At 64.5% G+C, this 23,527-nt stretch carries 29 protein-coding genes and 1 tRNA gene; 11 read left to right on the top strand and 19 right to left on the bottom strand.

Annotation, left to right across the window (positions count from 1 at the left end; genetic code table 11):
* The first annotated feature begins 33 nt into the window (after positions 1-33).
* Both DSD28_RS20445 and DSD28_RS20440 read left to right on the top strand, forming a co-directional pair.
* On the top strand, positions 34-1,566 hold the full coding sequence (locus DSD28_RS20445; RefSeq protein WP_119258285.1) for an acyl-CoA carboxylase subunit beta: 1,533 nt from the start codon (positions 34-36) through the stop codon (positions 1,564-1,566).
* Positions 1,567-1,586: 20 nt separating this feature from the next.
* Positions 1,587-1,973: a DoxX family protein gene (locus DSD28_RS20440; protein ID WP_119258284.1), complete on the top strand. Its 387-nt coding sequence runs from the start codon at positions 1,587-1,589 to the stop codon at positions 1,971-1,973.
* On the opposite strand, the gene sugE is transcribed toward DSD28_RS20440, so the two are convergent.
* The 7 genes from sugE to DSD28_RS20405 all read right to left on the bottom strand — a co-directional run bounded on the left by sugE (position 1,970) and on the right by DSD28_RS20405 (position 6,554).
* Complete coding sequence (gene sugE, locus DSD28_RS20435; RefSeq protein WP_119258283.1) at positions 1,970-2,284, bottom strand: quaternary ammonium compound efflux SMR transporter SugE; 315 nt, start codon at positions 2,282-2,284, stop codon at positions 1,970-1,972. The two genes, DSD28_RS20440 and sugE, sit on opposite strands and share 4 nt — an antisense overlap.
* A 156-nt stretch (positions 2,285-2,440) precedes the next feature.
* The gene (gene fghA, locus DSD28_RS20430; protein ID WP_119258282.1) at positions 2,441-3,274 is read right to left on the bottom strand and encodes an S-formylglutathione hydrolase; all 834 of its coding nucleotides are present in this window, start codon (positions 3,272-3,274) and stop codon (positions 2,441-2,443) included.
* Between the two features lie 18 nt (positions 3,275-3,292).
* Entirely contained in the window at positions 3,293-3,949 is a 657-nt protein-coding gene (locus DSD28_RS20425; protein WP_119258281.1) for a DUF1345 domain-containing protein, read from the bottom strand.
* Positions 3,946-4,425 carry a YaiI/YqxD family protein gene (locus tag DSD28_RS20420; protein WP_119258280.1) on the bottom strand — a complete coding sequence of 160 codons (480 nt, stop codon included), beginning with the start codon at positions 4,423-4,425 and terminating at the stop codon, positions 3,946-3,948. Before DSD28_RS20420 ends, DSD28_RS20425 begins: the two co-directional genes overlap by 4 nt.
* A 39-nt stretch (positions 4,426-4,464) precedes the next feature.
* Positions 4,465-4,938 (bottom strand): GNAT family N-acetyltransferase, encoded by a 474-nt coding sequence (locus DSD28_RS20415; RefSeq protein WP_119258279.1) that lies wholly within the window; start codon positions 4,936-4,938, stop codon positions 4,465-4,467.
* On the bottom strand, positions 4,938-6,065 hold the full coding sequence (locus DSD28_RS20410) for an S-(hydroxymethyl)glutathione dehydrogenase/class III alcohol dehydrogenase (protein WP_119258278.1): 1,128 nt from the start codon (positions 6,063-6,065) through the stop codon (positions 4,938-4,940). The genes DSD28_RS20415 and DSD28_RS20410 overlap by 1 nt, the downstream gene beginning before the upstream one ends.
* A gap of 84 nt (positions 6,066-6,149) precedes the next feature.
* Complete coding sequence (locus DSD28_RS20405; protein ID WP_119258437.1) at positions 6,150-6,554, bottom strand: helix-turn-helix domain-containing protein; 405 nt, start codon at positions 6,552-6,554, stop codon at positions 6,150-6,152.
* Positions 6,555-6,755: 201 nt separating this feature from the next.
* Between DSD28_RS20405 and DSD28_RS20400 the strand changes: the two genes are divergently transcribed.
* Positions 6,756-7,661, top strand: coding sequence for a DMT family transporter (locus DSD28_RS20400; RefSeq protein ID WP_119258436.1), 906 nt, complete (start codon positions 6,756-6,758; stop codon positions 7,659-7,661).
* Between the two features lie 76 nt (positions 7,662-7,737).
* Entirely contained in the window at positions 7,738-9,690 is a 1,953-nt protein-coding gene (locus DSD28_RS20395; RefSeq protein ID WP_119258277.1) for an acetyl-CoA carboxylase biotin carboxylase subunit, read from the top strand.
* A 12-nt stretch (positions 9,691-9,702) separates the two neighbouring features.
* Here DSD28_RS20395 and lipB read toward each other — a convergent pair whose 3' ends face one another.
* Positions 9,703-10,449 (bottom strand): lipoyl(octanoyl) transferase LipB, encoded by a 747-nt coding sequence (gene lipB / locus DSD28_RS20390; RefSeq protein WP_119258276.1) that lies wholly within the window; start codon positions 10,447-10,449, stop codon positions 9,703-9,705.
* 196 nt (positions 10,450-10,645) lie between these two features.
* Between lipB and DSD28_RS20385 the strand changes: the two genes are divergently transcribed.
* Positions 10,646-10,730: transfer RNA gene (locus DSD28_RS20385), tRNA-Leu, on the top strand.
* 69 nt (positions 10,731-10,799) lie between these two features.
* Positions 10,800-11,003 carry a hypothetical protein gene (locus DSD28_RS20380; protein ID WP_119258275.1) on the top strand — a complete coding sequence of 68 codons (204 nt, stop codon included), beginning with the start codon at positions 10,800-10,802 and terminating at the stop codon, positions 11,001-11,003.
* A 66-nt stretch (positions 11,004-11,069) separates the two neighbouring features.
* Here the strand turns inward: DSD28_RS20380 and DSD28_RS20375 are convergent, their stop codons facing one another.
* Both DSD28_RS20375 and DSD28_RS20370 read right to left on the bottom strand, forming a co-directional pair.
* Entirely contained in the window at positions 11,070-11,303 is a 234-nt protein-coding gene (locus tag DSD28_RS20375) for a DUF2171 domain-containing protein (RefSeq protein WP_119258274.1), read from the bottom strand.
* Positions 11,304-11,361: 58 nt separating this feature from the next.
* On the bottom strand, positions 11,362-11,856 hold the full coding sequence (locus DSD28_RS20370; RefSeq protein WP_119258273.1) for a peptide deformylase: 495 nt from the start codon (positions 11,854-11,856) through the stop codon (positions 11,362-11,364).
* A gap of 294 nt (positions 11,857-12,150) precedes the next feature.
* On the opposite strand from DSD28_RS20370, the gene mgtE reads away from it, so the two are divergent.
* Together mgtE and DSD28_RS20360 are read left to right on the top strand one after the other, a co-directional pair.
* The gene (gene mgtE, locus DSD28_RS20365) at positions 12,151-13,581 is read left to right on the top strand and encodes a magnesium transporter (RefSeq protein ID WP_119258272.1); all 1,431 of its coding nucleotides are present in this window, start codon (positions 12,151-12,153) and stop codon (positions 13,579-13,581) included.
* A 62-nt stretch (positions 13,582-13,643) separates the two neighbouring features.
* Positions 13,644-14,030 carry a MerR family transcriptional regulator gene (locus DSD28_RS20360; RefSeq protein WP_119258271.1) on the top strand — a complete coding sequence of 129 codons (387 nt, stop codon included), beginning with the start codon at positions 13,644-13,646 and terminating at the stop codon, positions 14,028-14,030.
* 12 nt (positions 14,031-14,042) lie between these two features.
* On the opposite strand, the gene DSD28_RS20355 is transcribed toward DSD28_RS20360, so the two are convergent.
* The 3 genes from DSD28_RS20355 to DSD28_RS20345 form a co-directional block, all read right to left on the bottom strand.
* Positions 14,043-14,516 (bottom strand): methyltransferase family protein, encoded by a 474-nt coding sequence (locus DSD28_RS20355; protein ID WP_119258270.1) that lies wholly within the window; start codon positions 14,514-14,516, stop codon positions 14,043-14,045.
* Between the two features lie 4 nt (positions 14,517-14,520).
* The gene (locus DSD28_RS20350) at positions 14,521-15,555 is read right to left on the bottom strand and encodes a DUF1624 domain-containing protein (RefSeq protein ID WP_245424892.1); all 1,035 of its coding nucleotides are present in this window, start codon (positions 15,553-15,555) and stop codon (positions 14,521-14,523) included.
* Positions 15,556-15,628: 73 nt separating this feature from the next.
* Complete coding sequence (locus DSD28_RS20345) at positions 15,629-16,318, bottom strand: DUF599 domain-containing protein (protein ID WP_119258268.1); 690 nt, start codon at positions 16,316-16,318, stop codon at positions 15,629-15,631.
* A gap of 15 nt (positions 16,319-16,333) precedes the next feature.
* Between DSD28_RS20345 and DSD28_RS26030 the strand changes: the two genes are divergently transcribed.
* The 3 genes from DSD28_RS26030 (at position 16,334) to DSD28_RS20335 (ending at position 18,793) form a co-directional block, all read left to right on the top strand.
* Entirely contained in the window at positions 16,334-16,528 is a 195-nt protein-coding gene (locus DSD28_RS26030; RefSeq protein ID WP_162911489.1) for a hypothetical protein, read from the top strand.
* A 352-nt stretch (positions 16,529-16,880) separates the two neighbouring features.
* A complete protein-coding gene (locus DSD28_RS20340) occupies positions 16,881-18,281 on the top strand; it encodes an L-serine ammonia-lyase (protein WP_119258267.1) in 1,401 nt (466 codons plus the stop codon).
* Positions 18,282-18,355: 74 nt separating this feature from the next.
* Positions 18,356-18,793 (top strand): DUF1489 family protein, encoded by a 438-nt coding sequence (locus tag DSD28_RS20335; RefSeq protein WP_119258266.1) that lies wholly within the window; start codon positions 18,356-18,358, stop codon positions 18,791-18,793.
* A gap of 6 nt (positions 18,794-18,799) precedes the next feature.
* Here the strand turns inward: DSD28_RS20335 and DSD28_RS20330 are convergent, their stop codons facing one another.
* The 6 genes from DSD28_RS20330 to DSD28_RS20310 all read right to left on the bottom strand — a co-directional run bounded on the left by DSD28_RS20330 (position 18,800) and on the right by DSD28_RS20310 (position 23,504).
* Entirely contained in the window at positions 18,800-19,072 is a 273-nt protein-coding gene (locus tag DSD28_RS20330; RefSeq protein ID WP_119258435.1) for a hypothetical protein, read from the bottom strand.
* Between the two features lie 163 nt (positions 19,073-19,235).
* A complete protein-coding gene (locus DSD28_RS20325) occupies positions 19,236-20,684 on the bottom strand; it encodes a D-alanyl-D-alanine carboxypeptidase (RefSeq protein WP_119258265.1) in 1,449 nt (482 codons plus the stop codon).
* A 120-nt stretch (positions 20,685-20,804) separates the two neighbouring features.
* Positions 20,805-21,566: a hypothetical protein gene (locus DSD28_RS20320; RefSeq protein WP_119258264.1), complete on the bottom strand. Its 762-nt coding sequence runs from the start codon at positions 21,564-21,566 to the stop codon at positions 20,805-20,807.
* A 244-nt stretch (positions 21,567-21,810) separates the two neighbouring features.
* A complete protein-coding gene (locus DSD28_RS20315) occupies positions 21,811-22,410 on the bottom strand; it encodes a transglutaminase-like cysteine peptidase (RefSeq protein WP_119258263.1) in 600 nt (199 codons plus the stop codon).
* Positions 22,411-22,487: 77 nt separating this feature from the next.
* Positions 22,488-22,847 carry a hypothetical protein gene (locus DSD28_RS26025; RefSeq protein WP_162911488.1) on the bottom strand — a complete coding sequence of 120 codons (360 nt, stop codon included), beginning with the start codon at positions 22,845-22,847 and terminating at the stop codon, positions 22,488-22,490.
* 45 nt (positions 22,848-22,892) lie between these two features.
* Positions 22,893-23,504, bottom strand: coding sequence for a PilZ domain-containing protein (locus tag DSD28_RS20310; RefSeq protein ID WP_119258262.1), 612 nt, complete (start codon positions 23,502-23,504; stop codon positions 22,893-22,895).
* Positions 23,505-23,527: the final 23 nt, after the last annotated feature.

The raw sequence follows: 23,527 nt of genomic DNA, 5'->3' as shown, positions 1-23,527 counted from the left end.
TCCGTTGTCACAAACGGGAGGAACCGAGGGATCATGAAGGAAATTCTCCACGAACTCGAAGTCCGGCGCGAGCGCGCCCGCATGGGCGGCGGACAGGCGCGTATCGATGCGCAGCACAAGCGCGGCAAGCTGACGGCCCGCGAGCGCATCGAGGTCTTTCTCGACGAGGGCTCGTTCGAGGAGTTCGACATGTTCGTCGAGCATCGCTCGACGGATTTCGGCATGGAGAAGAGCAAGATCGCCGGCGACGGCGTCGTCACCGGCTGGGGCACGGTCAACGGCCGCACCGTCTTCGTCTTCGCCAAGGATTTCACCGTCTTCGGCGGCTCGCTGTCCGAAACCCATGCCCAGAAGATCATGAAGGTGCAGGACATGGCGCTCAAGAACCGAGCGCCGATCGTCGGCCTCTACGACGCGGGCGGCGCGCGCATCCAGGAGGGCGTCGCGGCGCTCGGCGGCTATGCCGAGGTGTTCCAGCGCAACGTGCTCGCCTCCGGTGTCATCCCGCAGATCTCGGTGATCATGGGGCCCTGCGCCGGTGGTGACGTCTATTCGCCGGCCATGACCGACTTCATCTTCATGGTGCGCGACACGTCCTACATGTTCGTGACCGGCCCGGACGTCGTAAAGACGGTGACGAACGAGACGGTGACGGCGGAAGAGCTCGGCGGCGCCTCCGTCCACACGACGAAATCCTCGATTGCCGACGGCGCCTACGACAACGACGTCGATGCACTCCTGCAGGTGCGCCGGCTCATCGACTTCCTGCCGCAGTCCAACACCTCGCCCGTGCCGGAGATCGAGTGCTTCCAGTCGGTCGAGGCGGTGGACGAATCGCTCGACACGCTCGTGCCGGCCAATGCCAACAAGCCCTATGACATCAAGGAACTGATCGCCAAGACCGTCGACGAGGGCGATTTCTTCGAGATACAGGAAAGCTTTGCCCGCAATATCGTCTGTGGTTTCGGCCGCATCGAGGGCGCGACGGTCGGTTTCGTCGCCAATCAGCCGATGGTGCTGGCGGGCGTGCTCGATTCGGATGCCAGCCGCAAGGCGGCGCGCTTCGTGCGCTTCTGCGACTGCTTCAACATCCCGGTCGTCACCTTCGTCGATGTGCCGGGCTTCCTGCCCGGAACGGCGCAGGAATATGGCGGCCTCATCAAGCACGGCGCCAAGCTGCTCTTCGCCTTCGCCGAGGCGACCGTGCCGAAGGTGACGCTCATCACGCGCAAGGCCTATGGCGGCGCCTATGATGTCATGGCGTCCAAGCACCTGCGTGGCGATATCAATTATGCATGGCCGACGGCGCAGATCGCCGTGATGGGCGCCAAGGGCGCGGTCGAGATCATCTTCCGCAAGGACATCGAGGATCCGGAAAAGATCGCCGCGCATACGAAGATGTACGAGGATCGCTTCCTCTCGCCCTTCGTGGCGGCCGAGCGCGGCTATATCGATGAGGTGATCATGCCGCATTCGACGCGCAAGCGCATCGCCCGGGCGCTACGGCTGCTGCGGAACAAGGATCTGGAAAATCCGTGGAAGAAGCACGATAACATTCCACTTTGAACCGAAAGGGAGTGCATCGCATGTTCGACCGTTTGTCCGCCTGGCGGCCGCAGGCGCTGGCCGCGCTTCGCATCATGACCGCTCTGCTCCTCATCGAGCACGGCACGCAGAAGTTCTTCAATTTTCCGCCCGCCGAGCAGCCGTTCGGCGATCTCATGAACCTGATCGGCCTTGCCGGTGTTCTCGAGGTGGTCGGCGGCCTGCTGATCCTGGTGGGGCTCTTTACCCGGCCGGTGGCCTTCGTGCTCTGCGGCTTCACGGCGGTCGCCTATTTCATGGCCCATGCGCCGCAGAGCTTCTTCCCGGTGAACAATCGCGGCGATGCCGCGATCCTCTTCTGCTTCGTCTTCCTCTACCTGACGGTCGCGGGACCTGGGGCCTTCGCGCTCGACAATCGCCGGGGTTAGGCGACGAACTTCAGGCCGAGGATGCCGGTAATGATGAGGGCGATGCAGCCGAGGCGCATGGCCGTTGCCGGTTCGGCAAAGAGGACGATGCCGAGAATGACCGTGCCGACCGTGCCGATGCCGGTCCAGATGGCATAGGCCGTGCCCATGGGCAGCGTCTTCACGGCAAGGCCGAGCAGTACGATGCTGACGAGCATGGAAGCGGCGGTCAGGACGGTGGGGACGAACCGCGTGAAGCCGTCGGTGTATTTGAGACCGATGGCCCAGCCGATTTCGAAGAGACCTGCAAGGGTAAGAAGGATCCAGGGCATTGTGCCTACTCCGTTTCAAAGGAGCGAGGCCGTCCCCGCGTTTGTGACCGAATCTTTCCGGCGGTAGCCGTCTACCGGCGCGGAATATTGCCTATCGATGCGGGGAGGGCAAGGGCAGCGGCGGCATGTCAGCCATGCGCCCCCGCCATGTCTGTGTCAGCCGAGCCGCTCGGCGTGCCACTTCAGGTGATCGTCCATGAAGGTCGAGATGAAGTAGTAGGAATGGTCGTAGCGCTCGTGCATGCGCAGCGTCAGCTTGATGTCCGTATCCTTGACCGCTTCCTCGAAGAGCCAGGGCCGCAGGCCGTTTTCCAGGAAGCCGTCCGCCTTGCCCTGGTCGATCAGGAATTCCGGGAAGCGGGCGCCGTCGGCCACCAGCGCGCAGGCGTCGTACTCCCGCCATTTCGCCTTGTCGGCGCCGAGATACTTCTCGAAGGCCGGGGCCGACCAGTCGGCGGTGGAGGGCTCGACGATCGGCGCGAAGGCCGAGCAGCTCCTGAAGCGGTCGGGGTGCTTCAGCGCGATCGTCATGGCGCCGTGCCCGCCCATCGAATGGCCGAAGATGCCCTGCCGGCTCATGTCCATGCGGAAGTGCTGGCTGAGGAAGTTCGGCAGCTCCTCCGTGACGTAGCTGTACATCTGGAAGTTCTCGGCCCAAGGCTCCTCGGTGGCGTCGAGATAGAAGCCTGCGCCCTTGCCCATCTGCCAGTTGGTCATCTCGTCCGGCACGTCGTTGCCGCGCGGGCTGGTGTCGGGGCAGACGATGATGAGGCCGAGCTCGGCGGCCATGCGGCGATATTCGCCCTTTTCCATCACATTGGCATGGGTGCAGGTGAGGCCGGAGAGATACCAGAGCACCGGGCGCGGCTCGCGGATCGCCTGCGGTGGCACGAAGACGGCAAAGGTCATCTCGCCTTTGCAGGCTTCCGAATCATGGGTGAAGACGCCCTGCATGCCGCCGAAGGCCGTGTTCTGGGAAAGCACTTTCATGGAAAACTCCGATCGGTTTCAGGAGGCGAGCGCCACGGCCGCGTTGACGGCGGCGGCGACCAGCACCGTGTTGAAGAAGAACGAGACGACGGCATGCAGCAGATTGACCTTGCGCATCGCCGTGGAGGTGATCGCGGTATCCGAGGTCTGCGCCGTCATGCCGATGACGAAGGCGAAATAGAGGAAATCATAGGCGCCGGGCTCGCTGTCGCCGGGAAAATCGAGGCCGCGCCCGGTCTCCCCGCCCGTCTTGGCACTGCCCGGCCGCCAGTACACATGGGCGTAATGAAGGGCTGCCATGGTGTGGATGGTGAGCCAGCCGAGCGCGACCGAGGCGAAGGCCAGTGCCAGTTCGGTGCCGGTGGCCGGCTTGCGGTTGAGGACGACGAAGAGCGAGCCGATCGAGACGGCGACCGTGGCGAAGGTCACGGCGAAGATGATGGCGACCGGCTCGTCGGCATCCGTCGCATAGTGCTCGAGATAGCGCGCCGTCAGGCGCGGCAGACGCCAGGCCGTGAGCAGGAGATAGCAGAGGAAGAAGCACGTCGCCGCGGCGGCGATGGCGAAATCCGGCTTCAGCCAGAGGGCCGCCGCAAGGCCGAGCGCGGCAGCGCCGATGCCGGCATAGAAGGGCACGTGACGGCCATAGACCTTGGGTCCGGGTTTTGCCGTCATGATGGCGACCCCGTGCGCGCGTTCTTCGCCCGGCGGCAGAGACGGTCGAGCGTTTCGAGGAAGGCGGAGCGGTCGCGCGGCGAAAAGGCGGCGTTGTAGCCCTTGCTCTCACCGGTCTCGCGAAGATGCGCGCCGAGGTCACGCATCGCGCTCGCCATGCCTATGTTCGATTTGTCGAACAGCCGGCCGGTCGGGCCGGTGACATGCGCGCCCTTGGCGACGGTGCGCCCCGCCAGCGGCACGTCGGCCGTGATTACGATATCGCCTTCCTGCACATTCTCCGCGATCCAGTCGTCCGCCGCGTCGAAGGCGCCCGAAACGATGACGTTGCGCACCATCGGATCGCGCGACGGCCGCAGCCCCGAATTGGCGACGAAGGTCACCGGCAACCCATGCCGCTCCGCCACCTTGAGAATCTCCGGCTTCACCGGGCAGGCATCCGCGTCGACATAGATGGTGGGCAGATCCTCGCTCATGCGATCGTTCTTTCCTTGGACACGGGGCTCCGCCGTCGGTCAGGCGCGTTGCGCAACGCCTGCGCCGGCCCGGCGCATGTCGATATGCGGGATGCCGTCCTCGACATATTCCTCCGATGTCGGAGAAAAGCCGAGGGAACGGTAGAACTGCTGCAGATAGCTCTGCGCGGACAGCTCGATCGGCGTGCCGGGGAAATGGGCCTCGCAGGCGCGGATCGCTTCCTGCATGAGGGCCTCGCCGAGCCTTTTGCCGCGATGGTCCGGCGAAACGAGGACGCGGCCGATGCGTGGCGCGGCGTTCTCGGGACGCCAGATCCGGGCATAGGCGGCGGTTTCGCCGTCGATCAGCAGGCGAAGATGGAGGGCGTCCGCATCCTTGCCGTCCAGCTCCGGATAGGGGCAGGCCTGCTCGACGACGAAGACATCGACGCGCAGTTTCAGCAGGGCATAAAGCTCGGCGGCGGAGAACGTTTCCATTCTCCGCACGTCGACGCTATAGGCGGCTGCCGGCATCAGTATACCACGACGCCGCGGATGGACTCGCCGGAATGCATCAGCTCGAAGCCCTTGTTGATGTCTTCCAGCGGCATGGTGTGGGTGATCATCGGGTCGATCTGGATCTTGCCGTCCATGTACCAGTCGACGATCTTCGGCACGTCCGTGCGACCGCGCGCGCCGCCGAAGGCCGTGCCCATCCACTGACGGCCGGTGACGAGCTGGAACGGACGGGTGGAGATTTCCTGCCCCGCGCCGGCAACGCCGATGATGACCGACTTGCCCCAGCCGCGATGGGCCGATTCCAGTGCCTGACGCATCACCTTCGTGTTGCCCGTGCAGTCGAACGTGTAGTCCGCGCCGCCGATCAGGTCGCCGTTGCGCTTCGTCATGTTGACGAGGTACGGCACGATGTCCTCGCCGACTTCCTTCGGATTGACGAAGTGCGTCATGCCGAATTTTTCGCCCCATTCCTTGCGGTCGGGGTTGATGTCGACGCCGATGATCATGTCCGCGCCGGCAAGGCGCAGGCCCTGCAGCACGTTGAGGCCGATGCCGCCGAGGCCGAAGACCACGGCCGTCGAGCCGATCTCCACCTTGGCCGTGTTGATGACGGCGCCGATGCCAGTGGTGACGCCGCAGCCGATGTAGCAGATCTTGTCGAAGGGCGCGTCCGGATTGACCTTGGCGACGGCGATCTCGGGCAGGACCGTGTAGTTCGCGAAAGTCGAGCAGCCCATATAGTGGTGGATCTTGTCCTTGCCGATGGAGAAGCGGGACGTGCCATCCGGCATCAGGCCCTGGCCCTGCGTCGAACGGATGGCGGTGCACAGGTTCGTCTTGCGGGAGAGACAGGAATAGCACTCGCGGCATTCCGGCGTGTAGAGCGGAATAACGTGGTCACCCTTCTTGACCGAGGTGACGCCCGGGCCGACATCGACGACGATACCCGCACCCTCATGGCCGAGGATCGCGGGGAAGAGACCTTCCGGGTCGGCGCCCGACAGCGTGAAATCGTCGGTGTGGCAGATGCCCGTCGCCTTCACCTCGATAAGCACTTCGCCGGCGCGCGGGCCCTCGAGCTGCACGGTCATGATTTCAAGCGGTTTTCCGGCCTGAACGGCAACGGCGGCGCGTACGTCCATGTTCGTCTCCCTTATGCGGATTCTGTGTCGGGCCGACCATTGCAGAGCCGGTCCGGCGTCTCAAGTGCGGCGAATGTAAAAAAGTCAGCCTTGATCTTTTTTGATCAATCTTGCGACCTCGGTTTCGAGCGCGGCGAGAGCCTTGCCCGTCCTGTCGAAAAGCTGACGCACCTCGCCGAGCTGGTGCATGAGCTGTTCGACGGGATTATCGTCCATGGGGACGGCCGGCGCCGTGCCGACACCGGCGACGAGCCAGGCGGGGGAGACGGCAAGCAGGCCGGCCAGCATGGAAAGCGCCCGGCTATCCGGCTCCGACCGGTCGCGCTCCCAGCCGGTGACCGTCTCTTCCGGCAGGCCGAGCCGCGCCGCGATGATCTCGATGGAAAGGCCGAGCGCATCGCGCGCTCGCCAGAGGCGCCCGCCGAGCGTATCGCTGTCGTTGCGGACGAGAGGGAAGGGGATCGTATTGTTTTCGCCGGGAAAGGTCATCACGGCCTCCATTGTCTCGCCCGTGAGCTTACAGGCAAGAGGGGATGGCCCTCTACCTCAATTGCGCCGCTTTGCGCCGCCCGCGCGAAGAGAGATTTCCGCATTGCCAGCCGGCCGAAAACCGCTATGCAGAGGCGAGCAAGGGAGATGCGCATGAACGCCACAGCCGGCAGCACCACCGATCAAGAGGGCGGCAGCACCATGCAGGGCGTCGTGCTGATGGCCGTCGCCATGCTGATGCTGCCATGCATGGACGCCATCGCCAAATACATGGCGACCTTTGCCGGCATGTCGCCGGGGCAGGTGACGTTCTACCGGTTCTTCTTCCAGGTCGTCTGCACGATCCCGCTGATCTTCACCGCGCAGGGCAGCGCCATGCTGCGGCCGAAGCGCCCGTGGCTGAACCTCCTGCGCGGCGCGATCCACGGCGCAGCGAGCCTGTTCTTCTTCGCGGCGGTCAAATACATGCCGCTGGCAGACGTCTTCGCGATCTATTTCGTCGAGCCCTTCATCCTGACGGCGATGTCGGCCGCGTTCCTCGGCGAGCGGGTGGGCTGGCGGCGATGGCTCGCCATCATCGTCGGCTTCGGCGGCGCGCTGATCGTCATCCAGCCGAGCTTCATTCTCTTCGGCTGGACGGCGCTGCTGCCGGTTGCCTGCGCCTTCCTCTATTCCGTCTACCTCTTCATGAACCGCGCCATCGGCAATGCCGATTCTCCCGTCACCATGCAGACGATCGCCGGCTTTGGCGGCATGGTGTTCATGGGGGCGGCGGTGTTCGCCGGCGATATGGCCGGCATTGCCGATTTCGCGCCCTCGCTGCCGCAGTCGCTCTTCACCCTCGTGCTGCTCCTCATCCTCGGCGCGCTTTCCGGCTATGCGCATATTCTGGTGGTGCGCGCCTTCCGCATGGCACCGCTCTCGCTGCTGGCGCCGTTCCAGTATTTCGAGATCATTTCGGCGACCATTCTCGGCTATGCGATCTTCGGGGATTTCCCGACGCCGTCCAAATGGCTCGGCATCGGCATCATCGTCGCCTCGGGCCTCTTCATCATCTGGCGCGAGCACAAGAACCGCAAGGCGAACGCCGACATCGCCTTCGACTAAAGTGCGCTCCATCCTGCCGTTGTACGGGCGTGCCGTTTATGGCTAAAACTCCGATGCAGACTGCCGGGAGGAAAGCATGTTCAAGAAGATCCTGATTGCCAATCGCGGCGAGATCGCCTGCCGCGTGATCAAGACGGCACGCAGGATGGGCATCGCCACCGTCGCCGTCTATTCCGATGCGGACGGGGATGCGCTGCATGTCGAGATGGCCGACGAGGCCGTGCATATCGGCCCGGCTCCTGCTGCGGAAAGCTACCTCGTCGCCGAGAAGATCATCGCCGGCTGCAAGGAGACGGGCGCCGAGGCGGTGCATCCGGGCTACGGGTTCCTGTCCGAGCGGGCGAGCTTCTGCGAGGCGCTGGAGGCCGAGGGCATCGTCTTCATCGGCCCCAAGCCGAAGGCGATCCGCGCCATGGGCGACAAGATCGAATCGAAGAAATTCGCCAATGCGGCGAAGGTCTCGACCGTTCCGGGTTTCCTCGGCGTCATCGAGGATGCGGGCCATGCCGAGCGTATCGCCGGTGAGATCGGCTATCCGGTGATGATCAAGGCCTCGGCCGGCGGCGGCGGCAAGGGCATGCGCATCGCCTGGAGCGAGGCGGAGGTACGCGACGGTTTCGAGCGGGCCCGCTCGGAGGCGAAGAGCTCCTTCGGCGACGACCGCGTCTTCATCGAAAAATACATCGTCGATCCGCGCCATATCGAGATTCAGGTTCTCGCCGACGCCCATGGCAACGCGCTCTATCTCGGCGAGCGCGAATGCTCGATCCAGCGGCGGAACCAGAAGGTCGTGGAAGAGGCGCCGTCGCCCTTCCTCGACGAGGCGACGCGACGCGCCATGGGCGAGCAGTCGGTGGCGCTCGCAAAGGCGGTGGACTACCAGAGCGCCGGCACGGTGGAGTTCATCGTCGACCGCGAGCGCAACTTCTATTTCCTCGAGATGAACACCCGCCTGCAGGTCGAGCATCCCGTGACCGAGTTGGTGACCGGCATCGACCTCGTCGAGCAGATGATCCGGGTCGCGGCCGGCGAGAAACTGACGCTGACGCAGGCCGATATAAAGCTGAACGGCTGGGCCGTCGAAAGCCGCCTTTATGCCGAGGATCCCTATCGCAACTTCCTGCCATCCATCGGCCGGCTGACGCGCTACTGGCCGCCAGCGGAGGGCCGGAGCGGCGATACGGTCGTGCGCAACGATACCGGCGTCTACGAGGGCGCCGAGATTTCCATGTATTACGACCCCATGGTCGCCAAGCTCTGCACCTTCGCGCCGACGCGCCTTCAGGCCATCGATGCGATGAGCGATGCGCTGGACGGTTTCGTGGTCGACGGTATCGAGCACAATGTCCCGTTCCTCGCCGCGCTGATGCGCCATCCGCGCTGGCGGGAAGGGCGGCTGTCCACCGGCTTCATCGCCGAGGAATATCCGGAAGGCTTCGCCCCCATGGAGCCGACGGCGGAGGAGGCCGGCATTCTGGCGCGGGTCGCGCTTTCCGCCCATCTCGTCGATACCGAGCGGCGGTCGCATCACCTCGACCGGCTCCGCCCGGCCACTGGGCAGAACAAGGACTGGGTCGTGAAGATCGGCGATGCCTATCATGCACTGACGGCGGGCGACGCCGTGCGGAGCGACTGGCTGCCGGGCGAGGCGGTCTGGCGCGGCACGGTCGGTGGACGCGGCGTGACGGCGCAGCTTCGCCCGTTCCTCAATGGCATGCGCATCGACTGGCAGGGGCTTTCCGTGCGCACGCGCGTCTTCACGCCGCGGCTTGCCGAGCTCGACGCGCTGATGCCGGTCAAGCTGCCGCCGGACACGTCGAAGATGCTGCTCTGCCCGATGCCGGGCCTCGTCGTCTCGATTGCCGTCAGCGAGGGGCAGGAGGTCAAGGCGGGCGAGACGCTGGCCGTGGTCGAGGCCATGAAGATGGAAAACGTGCTGCGCGCCGAGCGCGACCTGACGGTCGGTTCGATCAAGGCAAAGCCCGGCGAGAGCCTCGCCGTCGACGCCGTGATCATGGAATTCGCCTGAGGCCGGGACTGGTCAGGCCTGCGGACGGCTTTCGGACGGACAGTCCGCCTCGTTGGCGGTGGGGCCGAAGACGCGCTCGAAGGAGTCGCGGATGCGGACATCCACATCGCTCATCATCACCGGAAGGCCGAGATCCACGAGGCTCGTGACCCCGTAGCCGCGGATGCCGCAGGGCACGATGCCGGAGAAATGCTCGAGATCGGGATCGACGTTGAGCGAGAAGCCGTGGAAGCTTACCCAGCGGCGCAGGCGGATGCCGATGGCGGCGATCTTGTCCTCGGCGGGCGAGCCGTCCGGCAGCGGCGGCCGCTCCGGCCGGCGCACCCAGACGCCGACGCGATCCTCGCGCCGCTCGCCGCGGATGTTCATGGAAACGAGCGCATCGATCACCACCGCCTCCAGCGCCGCCACGAAGGCGCGCACGTCCTGCCGGCGGCGCTTCAGGTCGAGCATCACATAGACGACCCGCTGGCCGGGGCCATGATAGGTATATTCGCCGCCGCGGCCCGTGGAAAACACCGGGAACCGGTCCGGCGCCACAAGGTCGTCCGCAACGGCGCTGGTGCCGGCCGTATAGAGCGGTGGGTGCTCGACCAGCCAGACGAGCTCGTCTGCCTCGCCGCGGGCGATGGCCGCGGCCTCGTTTTCCATGGTCTCGACGGCCACGTCATAGGGAACGAGATCCCGCGCGATGCGCCAGCGCACCGGCGGCGAGCCGGGGAGCGCGAGAAGGGAGATGGAAATGTCCTGACGCTGCATGATGGCCGTCCTTTTGCTTTCCGTTGTGCCAGATATAGGGGCGATCATGCAAGGATTTCAGGGGTTTCCGGGCTTTCCCACAGGTCGTGTTGAAATTGTTTCGCTTTCCGTCATTTTTCTTGTCGCGCGGCCTTGTGCACCCCAAAACCTTTTGCTACATGCACCCCCGTCGCCGCAAGACGACACCTACCACGATGCGGTCGTGGCGGAATTGGTAGACGCGCAGCGTTGAGGTCGCTGTGGGGCAACCCGTGGAAGTTCGAGTCTTCTCGACCGCACCAAAAGAACCCGGCCTAGTGCCGGGTTTTTTGTTTTTGCGGTGCCTGAAGACGGCCGGGGAGGTTTGGGGAATGCGCTTTCTTGTCCTTTGCCCGCTGCTTCTGCTGGCGTCCTGCATGCCGCACATTCCCGAGCATGTTCTCGATGCCGAATGGTGCCGGAACATGGAGGCGGCGAAGGCCGATGCCGACGAGCGGGGACGGCGAAACCTCTCGACCGCCATGAAGAAGCATCATTGCGAGGCAAAGCTTGCGGCCGCCGCGCGCGGCGACTGACCGCGGAAGCATTTTTCCAAAAAGAAACCCGCCTTTCGGCGGGCCCCTTGTTCAAGCCGTTCGCGATCAGTTCATCGACGACCACTGCTGGCGGACTTCGTCGGCATCCTTGTTCAGGTGAACATGGGCGTCGACATGGTCCACCCAGTCGAGCGGAATGAGGTGGTGCTGACCATCGCTGGAATCGCTCTTGGTGAGCTTGATGCGGCTGTCGCCTTCCATGTGGTCGACCGTGCCGACATGGCCGCCGTCGGCTGCCTTGACTTCCATATGTTCGCGAATCTGGGTTGCTGCGACCATCGGGTTTCTCCTTTCGGGTTGGGGTGCTTCCTCAACGCCGAAGGCCGCGGCTGGTTCCCTATTCGCCTGCCTTGCGGAATTTCTTGACGATCCGCTCCCGCTTGAGGCGCGACAGGCGGTCGATCCAGAAAATGCCGTCGAGCTGGTCGATCTCATGCTGGAGACAGACGGCGAGAAGGCCGTCGGCTTCCTCCGAATGCGTCTTCCCCGTGAGGTCCTGGTAGGTGAAGCGGATGCGGGCAGGGCGCTCCACCTCGTCCGTGACGCCCGGCATCGAGACGCTGCCTTCCGCATGGCGCTGCAGTTCGGGCGAGAACCACGTCACGGCGGGGTTCACATAGACGCGCTGCGAAGCGGGGCCGTCCAGCTCGATGACCGTCAGCCGCTCGAGGATGCCGACATGCGCCGCCGTGATGCCGATGCCGGGCGCCGCGCGCATCGTCGCCGCCAGATCGGCCGCGCATTCGGCAAGGCGCGCGTCGAAGGCTTCCACCGGCTTGCAGGGAAGGCGCAGCCGCGGATCGGGAAAGCGCAGGATGGGAAGGATCGCCATGGACGGCTCCGGCTGGTGGATCGGACAGGCTTTCCTAGCGCGTTTGCAGCGGGCGGAAAACGCCGCCGAGCCAAACCGTTCGATTTGCGTGAAATTGCAACAGGTTGCGAATTTTTCGCATCGACCCCGCTTTTGCCGCCTCTCGGCGATGGACCGGCCGCGCGCTTTGGGCTAGCAGAAAACAGGCAAGGCCCTGAAAGACGGCGTCTTGCGAGGAACCCTGCAAGCAATCCCTGTCGTTATCCGCCCGCGCCGCGTGCCGGGCCTGACGAGCCCGATACAAGGAGCGGCCCGATGGAAGACACCGGCGACGACGACCGTATCCATGAGGGCAAGGCAGAGCACAGTACCTTCGACGGCGAGGACATCTATGCCGAGGACGGCTCCGTCCGCTCGGATTTCCTCATGCATGTCGGCGCGGCCATCGCCGACCGCGATCTCCTGTTCCTGCGCCGGCATGTCGCTCGGCTGCACGAATCGGAAATGGGCGACCTTCTGGAGGCGATCCAGCCGGAGCAGCGCCGCCAGCTCGTCTCGCTGCTCGGCGCCGACTTCGACCTCGCCGCGCTGACGGAAGTCGACGAGGCGATCCGCCTCGACATCGTCGAGCACCTGCCGAACGAGCAGATCGCCGCCGCCCTCGGCGAGATGGATTCGGACGACGCCGTCTACATCCTGGAAGACCTCGACCAGGAGGACCAGGACGAGATCCTCGCCAAGCTGCCGTTCACCGAACGGATCCGCCTGCGCCGCTCGCTGGACTATCCGGAAAGCACGGCCGGCCGGCGCATGCAGACCGAATTCGTCGCCGTGCCGCCGTTCTGGACAGTCGGGCAGACGATAGACTACCTGCGCGAGGATGCCGACCTGCCGGAAAGCTTCTCGCAGATCTTCGTTATCGACCCGACCTTCCGGCTGCTCGGCGCCATCGATCTCGACCGCATCCTGCGCATGCCGCGCGGCACGAAGATCGAGGCCATCATGCGGGAGACGAACCATCCGATCCCGGCGGAGATGGACCAGGAAGAGGCCGCCCAGCTCTTCGAGCAGTACGACCTTCTCTCCGCCGCCGTCGTCGACGAGAACGGCCGGCTCGTCGGCGTGCTCACCATCGACGACGTGGTCGACGTCATCCAGGAGGAAGCGGAGGAGGACCTTATGCGCCTCGGCGGCGTCGGCGACGAGGAGCTCTCCGACACCACCATCGAGACGGTCCGTTCGCGTGCGCCGTGGCTGCTCGTCAACCTCCTGACCGCCTTCCTTGCCGCTTCCGTCATCTCGGTGTTCGAGGCGACGATCGAGGAGATCGTGGCACTCGCCGTGCTGATGCCGATCGTCGCCGGCATGGGCGGCAACGCCGGCTCGCAGACCATGACCGTGACGGTGCGGGCGCTTGCCACCCGCAATCTCGATATTCACAACGCCTGGCGCGTCGTGCGCCGCGAGGCCGGCGTCGGCCTGCTGCACGGCATCGCCTTCGGCCTGATGATCGGCCTCGTCGCCGGTGTCTGGTTCCACGACGCCAATATCGGCGGCGTGATCGCGGCGGCCATGCTGATCAACATGACGGCGGCGGCGCTCGCCGGCATCGCCATTCCGCTCTTTCTCGACCGGGCAGGGGCCGACCCCGCGGTGTCGTCGGCCGTCTTCGTCACGGCCGTCACCGACATCGTCGGCTTCCTCGCATTTCTCGGCCTTGCGACCTGGTGGTTCGCCATCCGCTAGGGAAAAATTGACTTATACGTAAAAGTCAATAGAATGCGCCGGTAGAAGAGATCGGAGCAGGCGTGGACAAGTTTTATAGCATAACCGAGCTGACGCGCGAATTCGGGGTTTCCACCCGCACCCTGCGCTTCTACGAGGACGAGGGGCTGATCAACCCCGAGCGCCGGGGCCGCACGCGTCTTTTCCGCCCCGCGGACCGCCGCCTCATCCAGGAAATCCTGCGCGGGCGCCGCATCGGTTTCACCATCGCGGAAATCCGCGACATCATCCGCGTCTACAAGGACCCGCCGGGCGAAGTCGGCCAGCTCGAGATGCTGATGAACAAGGTCAACGAGAAGCGCGACGAGTTGCGCCAGAAGCGCCGCGACATCGAGGAGACGCTGGCCGAGCTCGACAATGTCGAGGAAGCCTGTCTCACGCGCCTTGCCGAGATCGGCGTCGGCACCTGAAGGGCCTGCCGCTCAGATCCAGCGCGCCGTGCCGTTGCAATAACGTTCGAAATCGATGCCGAAGCGCGAGAGGAGATGCAGCTCCTCCCGGCGGATCGCGACGAGGCTCGTCACGGCCGCGGCGACGATGGCCGTCACGATGCACCACGGATTGAGCAGGGCGAGGCCGATTCCGGCGGTCGTCAGCGTATAGCCGAGATAGATGGGGTTGCGCGTGAAGCGATAGGGCCCGGACGTGACCAGATAGGTCGAGCAGCGGTTCGGCAGGATGGTCGTGTGGCAGTCGAGCAGCGTGCGCATCGCCCACACGTCCAGCACCACGGCCGCCACCACGAACAGACCGCCGCCCACCCACGCGTACCACATGTTCGTCTCCGCGACCTCCAGCGGAAAATACGCCTGGAGCAGGAAGGCCGCCGCTATGGCCGCGCCGTAGATCAGCGGCGGCCAGGGAAAGGCGAGTGGCTTCATGCGATAGGCGTTCATGATCCTACTCCTGGGGCTCGCTCCTCGCGTCGGCATCCGCCGTGCATTGCGAGGAGATCGTTGCAATGCGTTGGTCCGTAATATCGATTGCGCCGCGGTTCAGGTCGGCGAAGAGGTTCTCGCCCATCAGCCTGTCCAGCGTGCAGCCGCAGAAGCTCTGGCAGAAGCCGGCGTCGCGCTCGTTGATGCAGGCGCGCATGCAGCTCTTCGTGTAGCTGACGGTCGGGTCGGCCGCGGGAGCAGGCATGACCAGCGAGAAGCCGTAGACCAGCGCGATCAGCACCGGCTGATGGATAAGGTAGATGGCGAGACTGTGGCGGCCGGCCTGCTCCAGCAGGGTTTTCCACCGGCTTCTGGACGCATTGCCGAAACCGGCCAGCCGCTGGGGCAGCGCGCTTGCGACGAAGAGCCGGGCGGCCGCGATGCCGAGTAGCACGGGGGCGAGCCAGGGCAGCAGCGGCACATAGTCGTTGGAGCGCGGCGGCGTGACGGAAAGGCCGACCCACCAGAGCGCCGGATGATCGAAGATGGGTGCGCGAAGATAAAGCGGCGCGGCGGCGACGGCCGCGGCGGCCAGCAGGGTTATGGCGACCGGCAGGCGCAGGAAGAGAAGCCCTATCAGGCTTGCCGCCGCGATGGCGTGCAGGATGCCGAAGAAGATGAAGGTCTGCGGGAAGGCAAACCACGTGGCGACCGTGATCGCCGCCGCCGCCAGCACGATCTTGCCGAGCCGCATGAAGTAAGGCTTCGGCCGGAAGCCACGCTGGTGGCCGAGGACGAGGCTGAAGCCGACGAGGAAGAGGAAGCTGCCGGCGATCAGCCGCGCATAGAGGCGCCAGCCGCCGGTCGTGGCCGTTTCCGGCTCGATATAGCCGAAGAAGCCGAGGTCCCAGGTGAAATGGTAGCTCGCCATGGCGATCAGCGCGACGCCGCGGGCCTGGTCGATCAAAGGAATGCGCGGCAGGCGGCGCGTGGCGCCGCCGTCTCCTTCCACATTGCCGTCAATCACCGTCGTCGTCATGGTTCGGGGTCGCTGCATTGCTTTGGTCCATGGGAATATGCCACGCCAAGCTTGCGCCGGGCGGATGGCCGAAAGGAGGCCGGGGAAGGGATCAGTCGAGGCGTTCGAGCACGCCGAGGCGTGCCTCGGAGTAGAACTGCCGGCGGACGAGCACGACGATGATGCCCATCGTCGTCAGGATGAAGAGATAGGGGCTGACGAACCAGCCGAGATAGCCGATCGACAGGAAGATCGCCCGCAGCCCCTTGTTGAAGTGCTTGGCGGCCAGGATATTCATGCGGATGACCTTGTCGGCGGCAAGGTCGGCGGCGGCCGGATCCTTGTGGATGTCGCCGCTCATCGGCATCGCGCCGAGCAGGATGGTGCAGTAGTTGAAGAGGCGATAGGACCAGCCGAACTTGAAGAAGGCATAGCCGAAGATGATGGCAAGCCCCCCGACCTTCATCTCGAAGCCGGAGCGGCTGCCTCGGAATACTTCCGGCAGGTCGTTGAAAAGGCTGAAAACCTTGTCCGTCGCCCCGAGCAGCGCGAAGCAGCTGCCGAGCGCCAGAAGCGAGGTGGAGGCGAAGAAGGCCGTGCCGTTCTGCAGCCCGGCCATGATCTGCGTGTCGATCATGCGCAGGTCGCGGTGCATGGCGTTGCGAATCCAGATCGCGCGCTGCGAGCTCATCGCCCGTGTCAGGCTCACGCGGTCGAACAGCTTCGCCCGGTCGGTAAGCCAGGAATACCCGACCCACAGGACGATGAAGACGGCAAGGGCGGCGATATCCGGACTGGTCATGCCTAGGTTTGTGCCATGGATTCGGCATTTTGCAAGGGGCTGGCGCCGCTGCCCGAAACCCGTTCAGACTTGCGGCGGAAAGGCGGCGACAAGCGCGCCGGGCTTGCCGCCCGCAACTGTCTGATTTTGCGACAGGTCATGCGCGCCGTGCAGGTCACCCATGAAGCATTCGCCTTGGTTTCGCCATTTTTCGCGATTGCGGTTTCATGAATTCTTCATTAAACAGGGCCCATGCAGCGCCGATCACGGCTGCTGCGCCGGCATGTTCCATCGGGGAAATCATGGAAAGCACAGTTCAGAAATCCTGCTGGGGCGTGACCGCCCGGGCAGTTCTCGGTTTTGGCGCGGTTCTGGTCATCGCCTATCTTTTCGGCGGCATCTGAAAATACCCGGCCACAGCCCTTACATTAACAGCGCGTTCCCTCGGGACGCGCTGTTTTTGTTTCCCGCCATGTCGCGTTGGTAAAACCCGATGTCGGGAGATCGCCATGGGCGCGGTCCGTGATAACGTAGCTTTGCGGATCAAAGCATGCAGCCTGCCGCGGCAAGGAGAAGTCCGGGAATGTTTCTTTCGGTTTTTGATGTCTTCAAGATCGGTATCGGTCCGTCGAGCTCGCACACGATGGGGCCGATGTCTGCGGCGAACCGTTTTCTCGACCTGATCCTGTCGAACGACTGGCCGCGCCCCACCGGCGCGCATGTCGCCGCCATCCGCATGAGCCTGCACGGTTCGCTCGCCTATACCGGCGTCGGCCACGGTTCGGATCGCGCGGTGATCCTCGGCCTGATGGGCGAGCGGCCCGATTCCGTCGATCCCGACCGGATGGATGCGATCGTCGAGGAAGTTGAGCGCACCGGGCGCATCACGCCGCCCGGCCATCCCGGCTATGCCTTCCAGCCGAAGAACGATCTGATCTTCGACAAGAAGAACCCGCTGCCCGGCCATGCCAACGGCATGACCTTCTCCGCCTATGACCGCGACGACCGGCTGCTCCTGAAACGCATCTACTATTCCGTCGGCGGCGGTTTCGTCGTCACCGATACCGAGCTCGAACAGATGCGCACCGCCAAGGCGCGTTCCAGCGACAGGAAGGTGCCGTTCCCCTTCGCCTCGGCGAAGCAGATGCTGGAAATGGCCGAGCGCTCCGGCATGACGATCGCGCAGATGAAGCGCGCGAACGAGGAAGCCACCATGTCGCGCGAGGAGCTGAATGCCGGCCTCGACCGTATCTGGGAGGCGATGAAGCGCTGCATCGACCGCGGCCTCAAGAACGAGGGCATCATGCCGGGCGGGCTGAAAGTCCGCCGCCGCGCCCGCTCGATCCATGACAAGCTGCAGGAGGAGTGGCGCTCCAACAAGGCCAATCCGCTGCTCGCCAACGACTGGCTCTCGGTCTACGCCATGGCCGTCAACGAGGAGAATGCCGCGGGCGGCCGCGTCGTCACCTCGCCGACCAACGGCGCTGCCGGCGTCGTGCCCGCCACGATCCGCTACTACCTGCATTTCCATGAGGACGCCGACCAGGACGGCATCCGCGACTACCTGCTGACGGCGGCCGCCGTCGGCGGCATCATCAAGCACAATGCCTCGATCTCCGGCGCCGAAGTCGGCTGTCAGGGTGAAGTGGGCTCTGCTTCCGCCATGGCCGCCGCCGGTCTTGCCGCCGTGATGGGCGGCACGCCCGAGCAGGTGGAGAATGCCGCCGAAATCGCGCTGGAGCACCATCTCGGCATGACCTGTGATCCCATTGCCGGTCTCGTCCAGGTGCCCTGCATCGAGCGCAACGCGCTCGGCGCGGTCAAGGCGGTGACGGCCGCCTCGCTCGCCATCAAGGGCGACGGCCAGCATTTCGTGCCGCTCGACGCCTGCATCGAGACGATGCGCCAGACCGGCGTCGACATGAACGAGAAGTACAAGGAAACCTCCACCGGCGGCCTCGCCGTCAACGTGGTGGAGTGCTGAGCGAAGGCCCCTTGCCTGTGGAGTGCGACACGGCGGCCCCTTGACCGGGCCGCCGCAAGGGCGTTCAAAGGGGCATGGCCCTTCATCTCATCAAACTCTGTGTCGGCGCGGACTCGATCGAGGACCTGCGCGAATGGGTGTCCGAACGTTCGCTGATCGCGATGGCGGCGGGCATGGAGCCCCATTCCAGCCATATCACCCGCATGATCCCCAAGCGTGACCGGGAACTGCTCGATGGCGGTTCGCTCTACTGGGTGATCAAGGGACAGGTGCAGGCGCGCCAGCAATTGCTGGACATCAAGACCTTCACGGATGTCGACGGGATTTCGCGCTGCGAGCTCGTGCTCGGGCCGGAGGTCATCGAAACCGCGCTCCAGCCGCGCCGCGCCTTTCAGGGGTGGCGCTACCTTACCGAAGAGGATGCCCCGCGCGACCTGACGAACATGGGCGAGGGCACTGCCGACCTGCCGATGGAACTTCGCCGGGAGCTTGCCGAACTCGGCCTTCTCTGACGATCCTCAGCGAAGGCGCAGGCGAACCGGGTGGCGGTGCTCGCTGACGCCGACATGGAGATGGATCCCGGCAACCGGCTGGCCCGAGCGCCAGGCGCGGGCGCCGTGGGCGAGCAGCATGCCGACGAGATCCTTCGTCCGGTTGCGTGAACGGCCGAGCCCGATATCCGCGATCCGCATCGCCGCCTCGTGCAGCGGATGGAGCGTTCCCTTCAGCGAGCGGCGCTTTTCGTCGCGCGCTGCGAGTGGGACATCGAAGAGGTTCTCGTTCATCGCCATGATCTGCCTCGTACGCATTACCTTATCGAGGATGGCATAGCCGTCGTGACGGCCTGCCTGCCTTCCCCCCGCAGCCTCTGGTACGCAATACCTTTCCGGTGGCCGTTGCGGGTGCAAGGCGGTATTTCAGGGACTGCGCCGCATTTGGCGCAGTCCGATCGCGTTACTGCTGGCTTGCCCAGCAGGCGAAGCCCTTGCGCTTCAGGACCTTGCAGGCGGCCGTCGCGCGGTCCTGGTTGTCGAAGCCGCCGAAGCGGGCGCGGTAGAGCTGTTCGCTGCCACTATTGACGGCGACCGTGAAGGGCTTTGCGCTGGAGAGTGCCTTGCCGCCCTGGTCCTGGGCCTTGGACAGAAGCTTCTGCGCCTGGCCGCGGTCCGGCGTCGCACCGATCTGGATCACCCAGCCCGAAGGCGTGGTTTCGGCGACGGCGGAGGTGGTCAGATTATCGACATTGCCGCCGGTGTCGCCCTGTTCCGTCAGGTCTTCCTGCGGAACGGCGGCGTCGCGCTGCAGCTTCAGGGTTGCGGCGAGCGCACGCTTGCCGACGACCTGCGAGCTGTCGGCCGATGCGGCATAGGCCGTTTCGAGATGGCTTTCGGTGTAGCGATAGGACGGGACCGGGCCGTTTTCCGGCAGGTCGAGGCCGCGGCCGGAGACGGATGCGGCGGCCGCATTGCTTGCGACTTCGGCGCTGAGCGTCGGGGCATCCTTGGTCTGGGCGATCAGATCGCCGCTGCCGCGGCGCGAGGCCTTCGGCATGTAGGTGGCGATCAGCTTGCGCATCTGCTGATCGCGGGCACCGCCCGAGCGGCCACCCATGACGACGCCGACCACGCTGCGGCCATCGGCGACGGCCGAGGTCACGAGGTTGTAGCCGGAAGCGCGGGTATAGCCGGTCTTGATGCCGTCAACGCCGCGAACGCTGCCTAGCAGGCGGTTGTGACCGTTGATGACCTGCTTGCCGAGGCGGAAGCTGCGAACGGAGAAATAGGAATAATACTGCGGGAAGTGCTGGCGCAGCGCGATGCCGAGACGGGCCTGGTCACGCGCGGTGGTGACCTGCGCCGTATTCGGAAGGCCGTTGGCATTGCGATAGACGGTGCGCGTCATGCCGAGCGCGCGGGCCTTCTGCGTCATGATGCGGGTGAAGCGCTCTTCCGAGCCGCCGAGGAATTCGGCCAGCGCCGTCGAAGCGTCGTTCGCCGAGCGCGTGATGAGGCCGAGGATGGCCTGTTCGACGGTGATGGACTTGCCGGTCCCGACGCCGAGCTTTGTCGGCGGCTCGCTGGCGGCATTCTTGGAGAAGGGGACGCGCGAATCGAGGCGGATCTTGCCGGCTTCCAGCGCCTCGAAGGTGAGGTAGAGCGTCATCATCTTGGTGAGCGATGCCGGATAACGCAGCTCGTCCGCGTCCTCGCTATAGAGTACCTTGCCCGTCTTGGCGTCGATGACGATGCCCGAGTATTTCGGATTTGCGGCGGCCGGGGTCGCGAAGGCGAGGGTGGCGACCGTGCCGATCATCACCAGACCTTTCGCCGCATTGGCAATCGCCTGGAAAGAGCGGGGGAGAAAATCGAGGAATACGGAACGGGACACTACGTTACTCTTCATTCTCGGATTGCATATGCCGTCCGCTTGCAAGCTGCCGCGACGACCGTTTGAGGCACAATAGCCACACAGCGTTACCAATCGGTTTATGATGAATTATTGGTTTCACAGGTTGGCCGTGTTTTATCGGGTGCGGGTGGTCGAGGCAGGGCGGCCGTTTTCGACGAGGGATGCGGCGAGATAATCGCGTACGCGCGCCTCCATCGCCTGCCACTGCGGCAAAAGTCTGCTCGAAAAACGGTAAAGCACAGAAAGATCGCGGCCGATGTGGATATCGCGCTGGCAATCCGCGCTGGTCGATTGCGATTCGTCCGCCGGCATCATGCAGCGCACCGCATAGTCGGAGCCGTCGGGCAGCGTCCCGGTGAAGAACACCTCGCCGCCATAGCCGGAATTCTCCCGCAGCGGCTGCATCGTCAGGCCGGCCGGACCGGATTCCGTCCGGTCGTCGAACAGGTGGCTGTAGATCGGCGCCAGCCGGCCGGACATGTCGCGCGACATGGTGCTTTGCGAAAGATTGAGGAAAATCAGGCTCTCGGGCCGCGTCGCATCGTTGAAGCGGATGCGCTCGCCGTTGGAATAGCCATTCATCTCCGGCCAGGTGAGGTAGAGATCGACGCGCTCCGTGCGGCCCGGCCGGCGCTGCTCCTCGAAGCGGATCGTATTGGCGGGAAGGCGGATCTGGTCCTGGCCGATCACGACATCCACGGCCTCAGCGCTTTCGGTATGGCCGGCAAGCGCGATGCGCTCGCCCAATGCGCGGCCGGCGACGCTGATGGCGAGCGTCAGCCCGGCGAGAACCGCGACGCCGACGGTCAGGCGCGTCAGCAGGCGATTGGAGATGAGCGGGGCATGGTCCTCGTTGCCGGTTGCCATCGCAGCCATGTCGCCTCGCGCTTTTTCGACCCGTCCATTGCGGGATACCTGGGCGGAGGGTCTGCCAACATGGTTAATTTTCGGTTGAGGATTTGGCTGGGCATGCCCTCAAAAAGGGAGCGGCCGGTTCCGGGACAGGAGAACCGGCCGCAGGGCCAAGGTCGGGGACGGGGGTTGGGGGACTGACCGGGCCCTTTCTGTTGCCCGGCAAAGCCGCCGGGCAGTCTCTTCGCGCGCCCTCGGGCGCCGGTCCTTACCTGACGCTACCGACAGCTTCGGCGCGGCCATCCTGCAGCTTGACCCACTTGCCGGCATTGGCCGACGACTGGCGCTTGAGGAAGCGGTATTCGGTCTCCGACCAGAGCAGGACCTTGTTGCGCATGTTGTCGAGCACGAAGTCGCCGCGGTCGGTGCGCACGGTCAGGACCGCGTGGCCTTCGCCGTTCGGCTGGAGGACGACGGTGATCAGGAGGTTCGCGGGCGAGATGCCGGCTTCCATCAGGCGCTTGCGCTTGACGAGGACATAGTCCTCGCAGTCGGCGGCATATTCCGGATAGGCCCACTTCTCCTCGACGCCGTAGATTTCCATGTCGGTCATCGGCGCGAATTCGGTGTTGGCGGCGTAGTTGACGTTGAGGATCGTCTTCCAGTTTTCCTGCGTCAGCTTGAGCGGGCCGTCGTCACGGCCGTTCGGGCCGCATTCGCTGGCATTGACCTTGCAGAATTCATAGTGGCCGATCGGCTGGTTGGTCGCGCCTGCAAGCGGCGTATTGGCCGGCAGCGCCATGGCGGCCTGCGCCGCAACCAGGGAAAGGAGGAATGCAAACGTCCCTGTCTTGATGATTTTTGTCATTGCTATGTCCCCGTTCGATGAGGCGACAATGACAGCTATGTTTTGAGCTTGCGCGAAAAGCCGAAGTAGAACTTAGTTCAAATCAAGATAGCATAAGCATAAAACAAGAATAGAATTTGAGATTGATTTGAACTGTATTTGAAGCGAATTTGATTAAAATTGTAGCGAATACCCTCGCGGTTGCGGGCTTTCATCTTCCGCCATGCTGCTGATTCATAATCGTTTTTCGATTTAAGCAGGTGATATTGGGCTGGGTTCGGCTTATTGGAAGCCGGAATTTCCACGCGGATGAGCGCTGGTACCACATGGTCGTCGGGCATAATGCGTACTTGCATCGCTGCGTTTTTCCCGATGATGGACGCGCGCGGCAGAATTTTTTTTGATTTTCTTTTTCGAGAATGTGCCTCGATCCGGGCTGAAACAGCAAAGGGCCCCACGGGGCCCTTTTTGAAACAATATCGGCTTTCGGCTGTGCCGGAATGCTACAGGAATGCCGTGAGGGCTTCCCGCGACTGGACGGACGAGAACTCGATGGCGACGCCTTCCTGGAAGTGGCGCACGACTCGCCCCTTCATGTTGCCGAGCTGGACCGGCGTGCCGAGGGCGGGGCGGACGTCGATATCGACGGCGGCGCCCGAAAGCGAAAGGTCGATGATGCGGCAGGGATAGCGCCGGCCGTCGTCGAGCGTCAGGTCCGTGCGCGTGTTGCGCGGCGTGAGGCGGTCGTGGCGGCGGTCTTCCGGCAGGCCGAGCTCGTGCCGGTTGGCGATCCAGGTGAGCTGGGCCGCGAGCTTTTCCCGCTTGCGGTCCGTCGCGTTCAACTGGATGACGAAGCCGTCTTCGCGAAGGATCGCGACGGAGCCCTCGATGCGGCCGACATGGTCGATATAGGCGATGATGCGCTCGCCCATCCGCGGGCGCGCGCTGCAGACGAAGCTGGCGTCGCCCGGCGACATGTCGAGGGCGGTGCAGTCGAATTCGTCATGGCTGGCGAGCATCAGGCGGCCGGGCAGGTTCACCGAGACGCGCTGGAAGTTGCGCTGGTCGGGTTGCGCTGCTCTGGTTGCCGGCGATGCTTGCTGGAAAGAGTACATGAGCGCGCGTGCCTGATCGTCCT

Source organism: Shinella zoogloeoides, from assembly GCF_003574625.1.
Classification (GTDB): Bacteria; Pseudomonadota; Alphaproteobacteria; order Rhizobiales; family Rhizobiaceae; genus Shinella; species Shinella zoogloeoides_A.
This window is presented reverse-complemented; position numbering and strand designations above follow the sequence as displayed.

Excerpts from the sequence above, each read along its gene's own strand:
- DSD28_RS20395 (WP_119258277.1), top strand. The coding sequence starts at position 7,738 with ATGTTCAAGAAGATCCTGATTGCCAATCGCGGCGAGATCGCCTGCCGC.
- DSD28_RS20310 (WP_119258262.1), bottom strand. The coding sequence starts at position 23,504 with ATGTACTCTTTCCAGCAAGCATCGCCGGCAACCAGAGCAGCGCAACCC.
- DSD28_RS20410 (WP_119258278.1), bottom strand. The coding sequence starts at position 6,065 with ATGGACGTACGCGCCGCCGTTGCCGTTCAGGCCGGAAAACCGCTTGAA.
- DSD28_RS20320 (WP_119258264.1), bottom strand. The coding sequence starts at position 21,566 with ATGGCTGCGATGGCAACCGGCAACGAGGACCATGCCCCGCTCATCTCC.
- fghA (WP_119258282.1), bottom strand. The coding sequence starts at position 3,274 with ATGAAAGTGCTTTCCCAGAACACGGCCTTCGGCGGCATGCAGGGCGTC.
- DSD28_RS20400 (WP_119258436.1), top strand. The coding sequence starts at position 6,756 with ATGCAGGGCGTCGTGCTGATGGCCGTCGCCATGCTGATGCTGCCATGC.
- DSD28_RS20315 (WP_119258263.1), bottom strand. The coding sequence starts at position 22,410 with ATGACAAAAATCATCAAGACAGGGACGTTTGCATTCCTCCTTTCCCTG.
- sugE (WP_119258283.1), bottom strand. The coding sequence starts at position 2,284 with ATGCCCTGGATCCTTCTTACCCTTGCAGGTCTCTTCGAAATCGGCTGG.
- DSD28_RS26030 (WP_162911489.1), top strand. The coding sequence starts at position 16,334 with ATGGATTCGGCATTTTGCAAGGGGCTGGCGCCGCTGCCCGAAACCCGT.
- DSD28_RS20345 (WP_119258268.1), bottom strand. The coding sequence starts at position 16,318 with ATGACCAGTCCGGATATCGCCGCCCTTGCCGTCTTCATCGTCCTGTGG.
- DSD28_RS20325 (WP_119258265.1), bottom strand. The coding sequence starts at position 20,684 with ATGAAGAGTAACGTAGTGTCCCGTTCCGTATTCCTCGATTTTCTCCCC.
- mgtE (WP_119258272.1), top strand. The coding sequence starts at position 12,151 with ATGGAAGACACCGGCGACGACGACCGTATCCATGAGGGCAAGGCAGAG.
- DSD28_RS20355 (WP_119258270.1), bottom strand. The coding sequence starts at position 14,516 with ATGAACGCCTATCGCATGAAGCCACTCGCCTTTCCCTGGCCGCCGCTG.
- lipB (WP_119258276.1), bottom strand. The coding sequence starts at position 10,449 with ATGCAGCGTCAGGACATTTCCATCTCCCTTCTCGCGCTCCCCGGCTCG.
- DSD28_RS20375 (WP_119258274.1), bottom strand. The coding sequence starts at position 11,303 with ATGGTCGCAGCAACCCAGATTCGCGAACATATGGAAGTCAAGGCAGCC.
- DSD28_RS20335 (WP_119258266.1), top strand. The coding sequence starts at position 18,356 with ATGGCCCTTCATCTCATCAAACTCTGTGTCGGCGCGGACTCGATCGAG.
- DSD28_RS20380 (WP_119258275.1), top strand. The coding sequence starts at position 10,800 with ATGCGCTTTCTTGTCCTTTGCCCGCTGCTTCTGCTGGCGTCCTGCATG.
- DSD28_RS20445 (WP_119258285.1), top strand. The coding sequence starts at position 34 with ATGAAGGAAATTCTCCACGAACTCGAAGTCCGGCGCGAGCGCGCCCGC.
- DSD28_RS20440 (WP_119258284.1), top strand. The coding sequence starts at position 1,587 with ATGTTCGACCGTTTGTCCGCCTGGCGGCCGCAGGCGCTGGCCGCGCTT.
- DSD28_RS20415 (WP_119258279.1), bottom strand. The coding sequence starts at position 4,938 with ATGCCGGCAGCCGCCTATAGCGTCGACGTGCGGAGAATGGAAACGTTC.
- DSD28_RS20330 (WP_119258435.1), bottom strand. The coding sequence starts at position 19,072 with ATGGCGATGAACGAGAACCTCTTCGATGTCCCACTCGCAGCGCGCGAC.
- DSD28_RS20340 (WP_119258267.1), top strand. The coding sequence starts at position 16,881 with ATGTTTCTTTCGGTTTTTGATGTCTTCAAGATCGGTATCGGTCCGTCG.
- DSD28_RS20350 (WP_245424892.1), bottom strand. The coding sequence starts at position 15,555 with ATGCAGCGACCCCGAACCATGACGACGACGGTGATTGACGGCAATGTG.
- DSD28_RS20405 (WP_119258437.1), bottom strand. The coding sequence starts at position 6,554 with ATGACCTTTCCCGGCGAAAACAATACGATCCCCTTCCCTCTCGTCCGC.
- DSD28_RS20370 (WP_119258273.1), bottom strand. The coding sequence starts at position 11,856 with ATGGCGATCCTTCCCATCCTGCGCTTTCCCGATCCGCGGCTGCGCCTT.
- DSD28_RS20420 (WP_119258280.1), bottom strand. The coding sequence starts at position 4,425 with ATGAGCGAGGATCTGCCCACCATCTATGTCGACGCGGATGCCTGCCCG.
- DSD28_RS20425 (WP_119258281.1), bottom strand. The coding sequence starts at position 3,949 with ATGACGGCAAAACCCGGACCCAAGGTCTATGGCCGTCACGTGCCCTTC.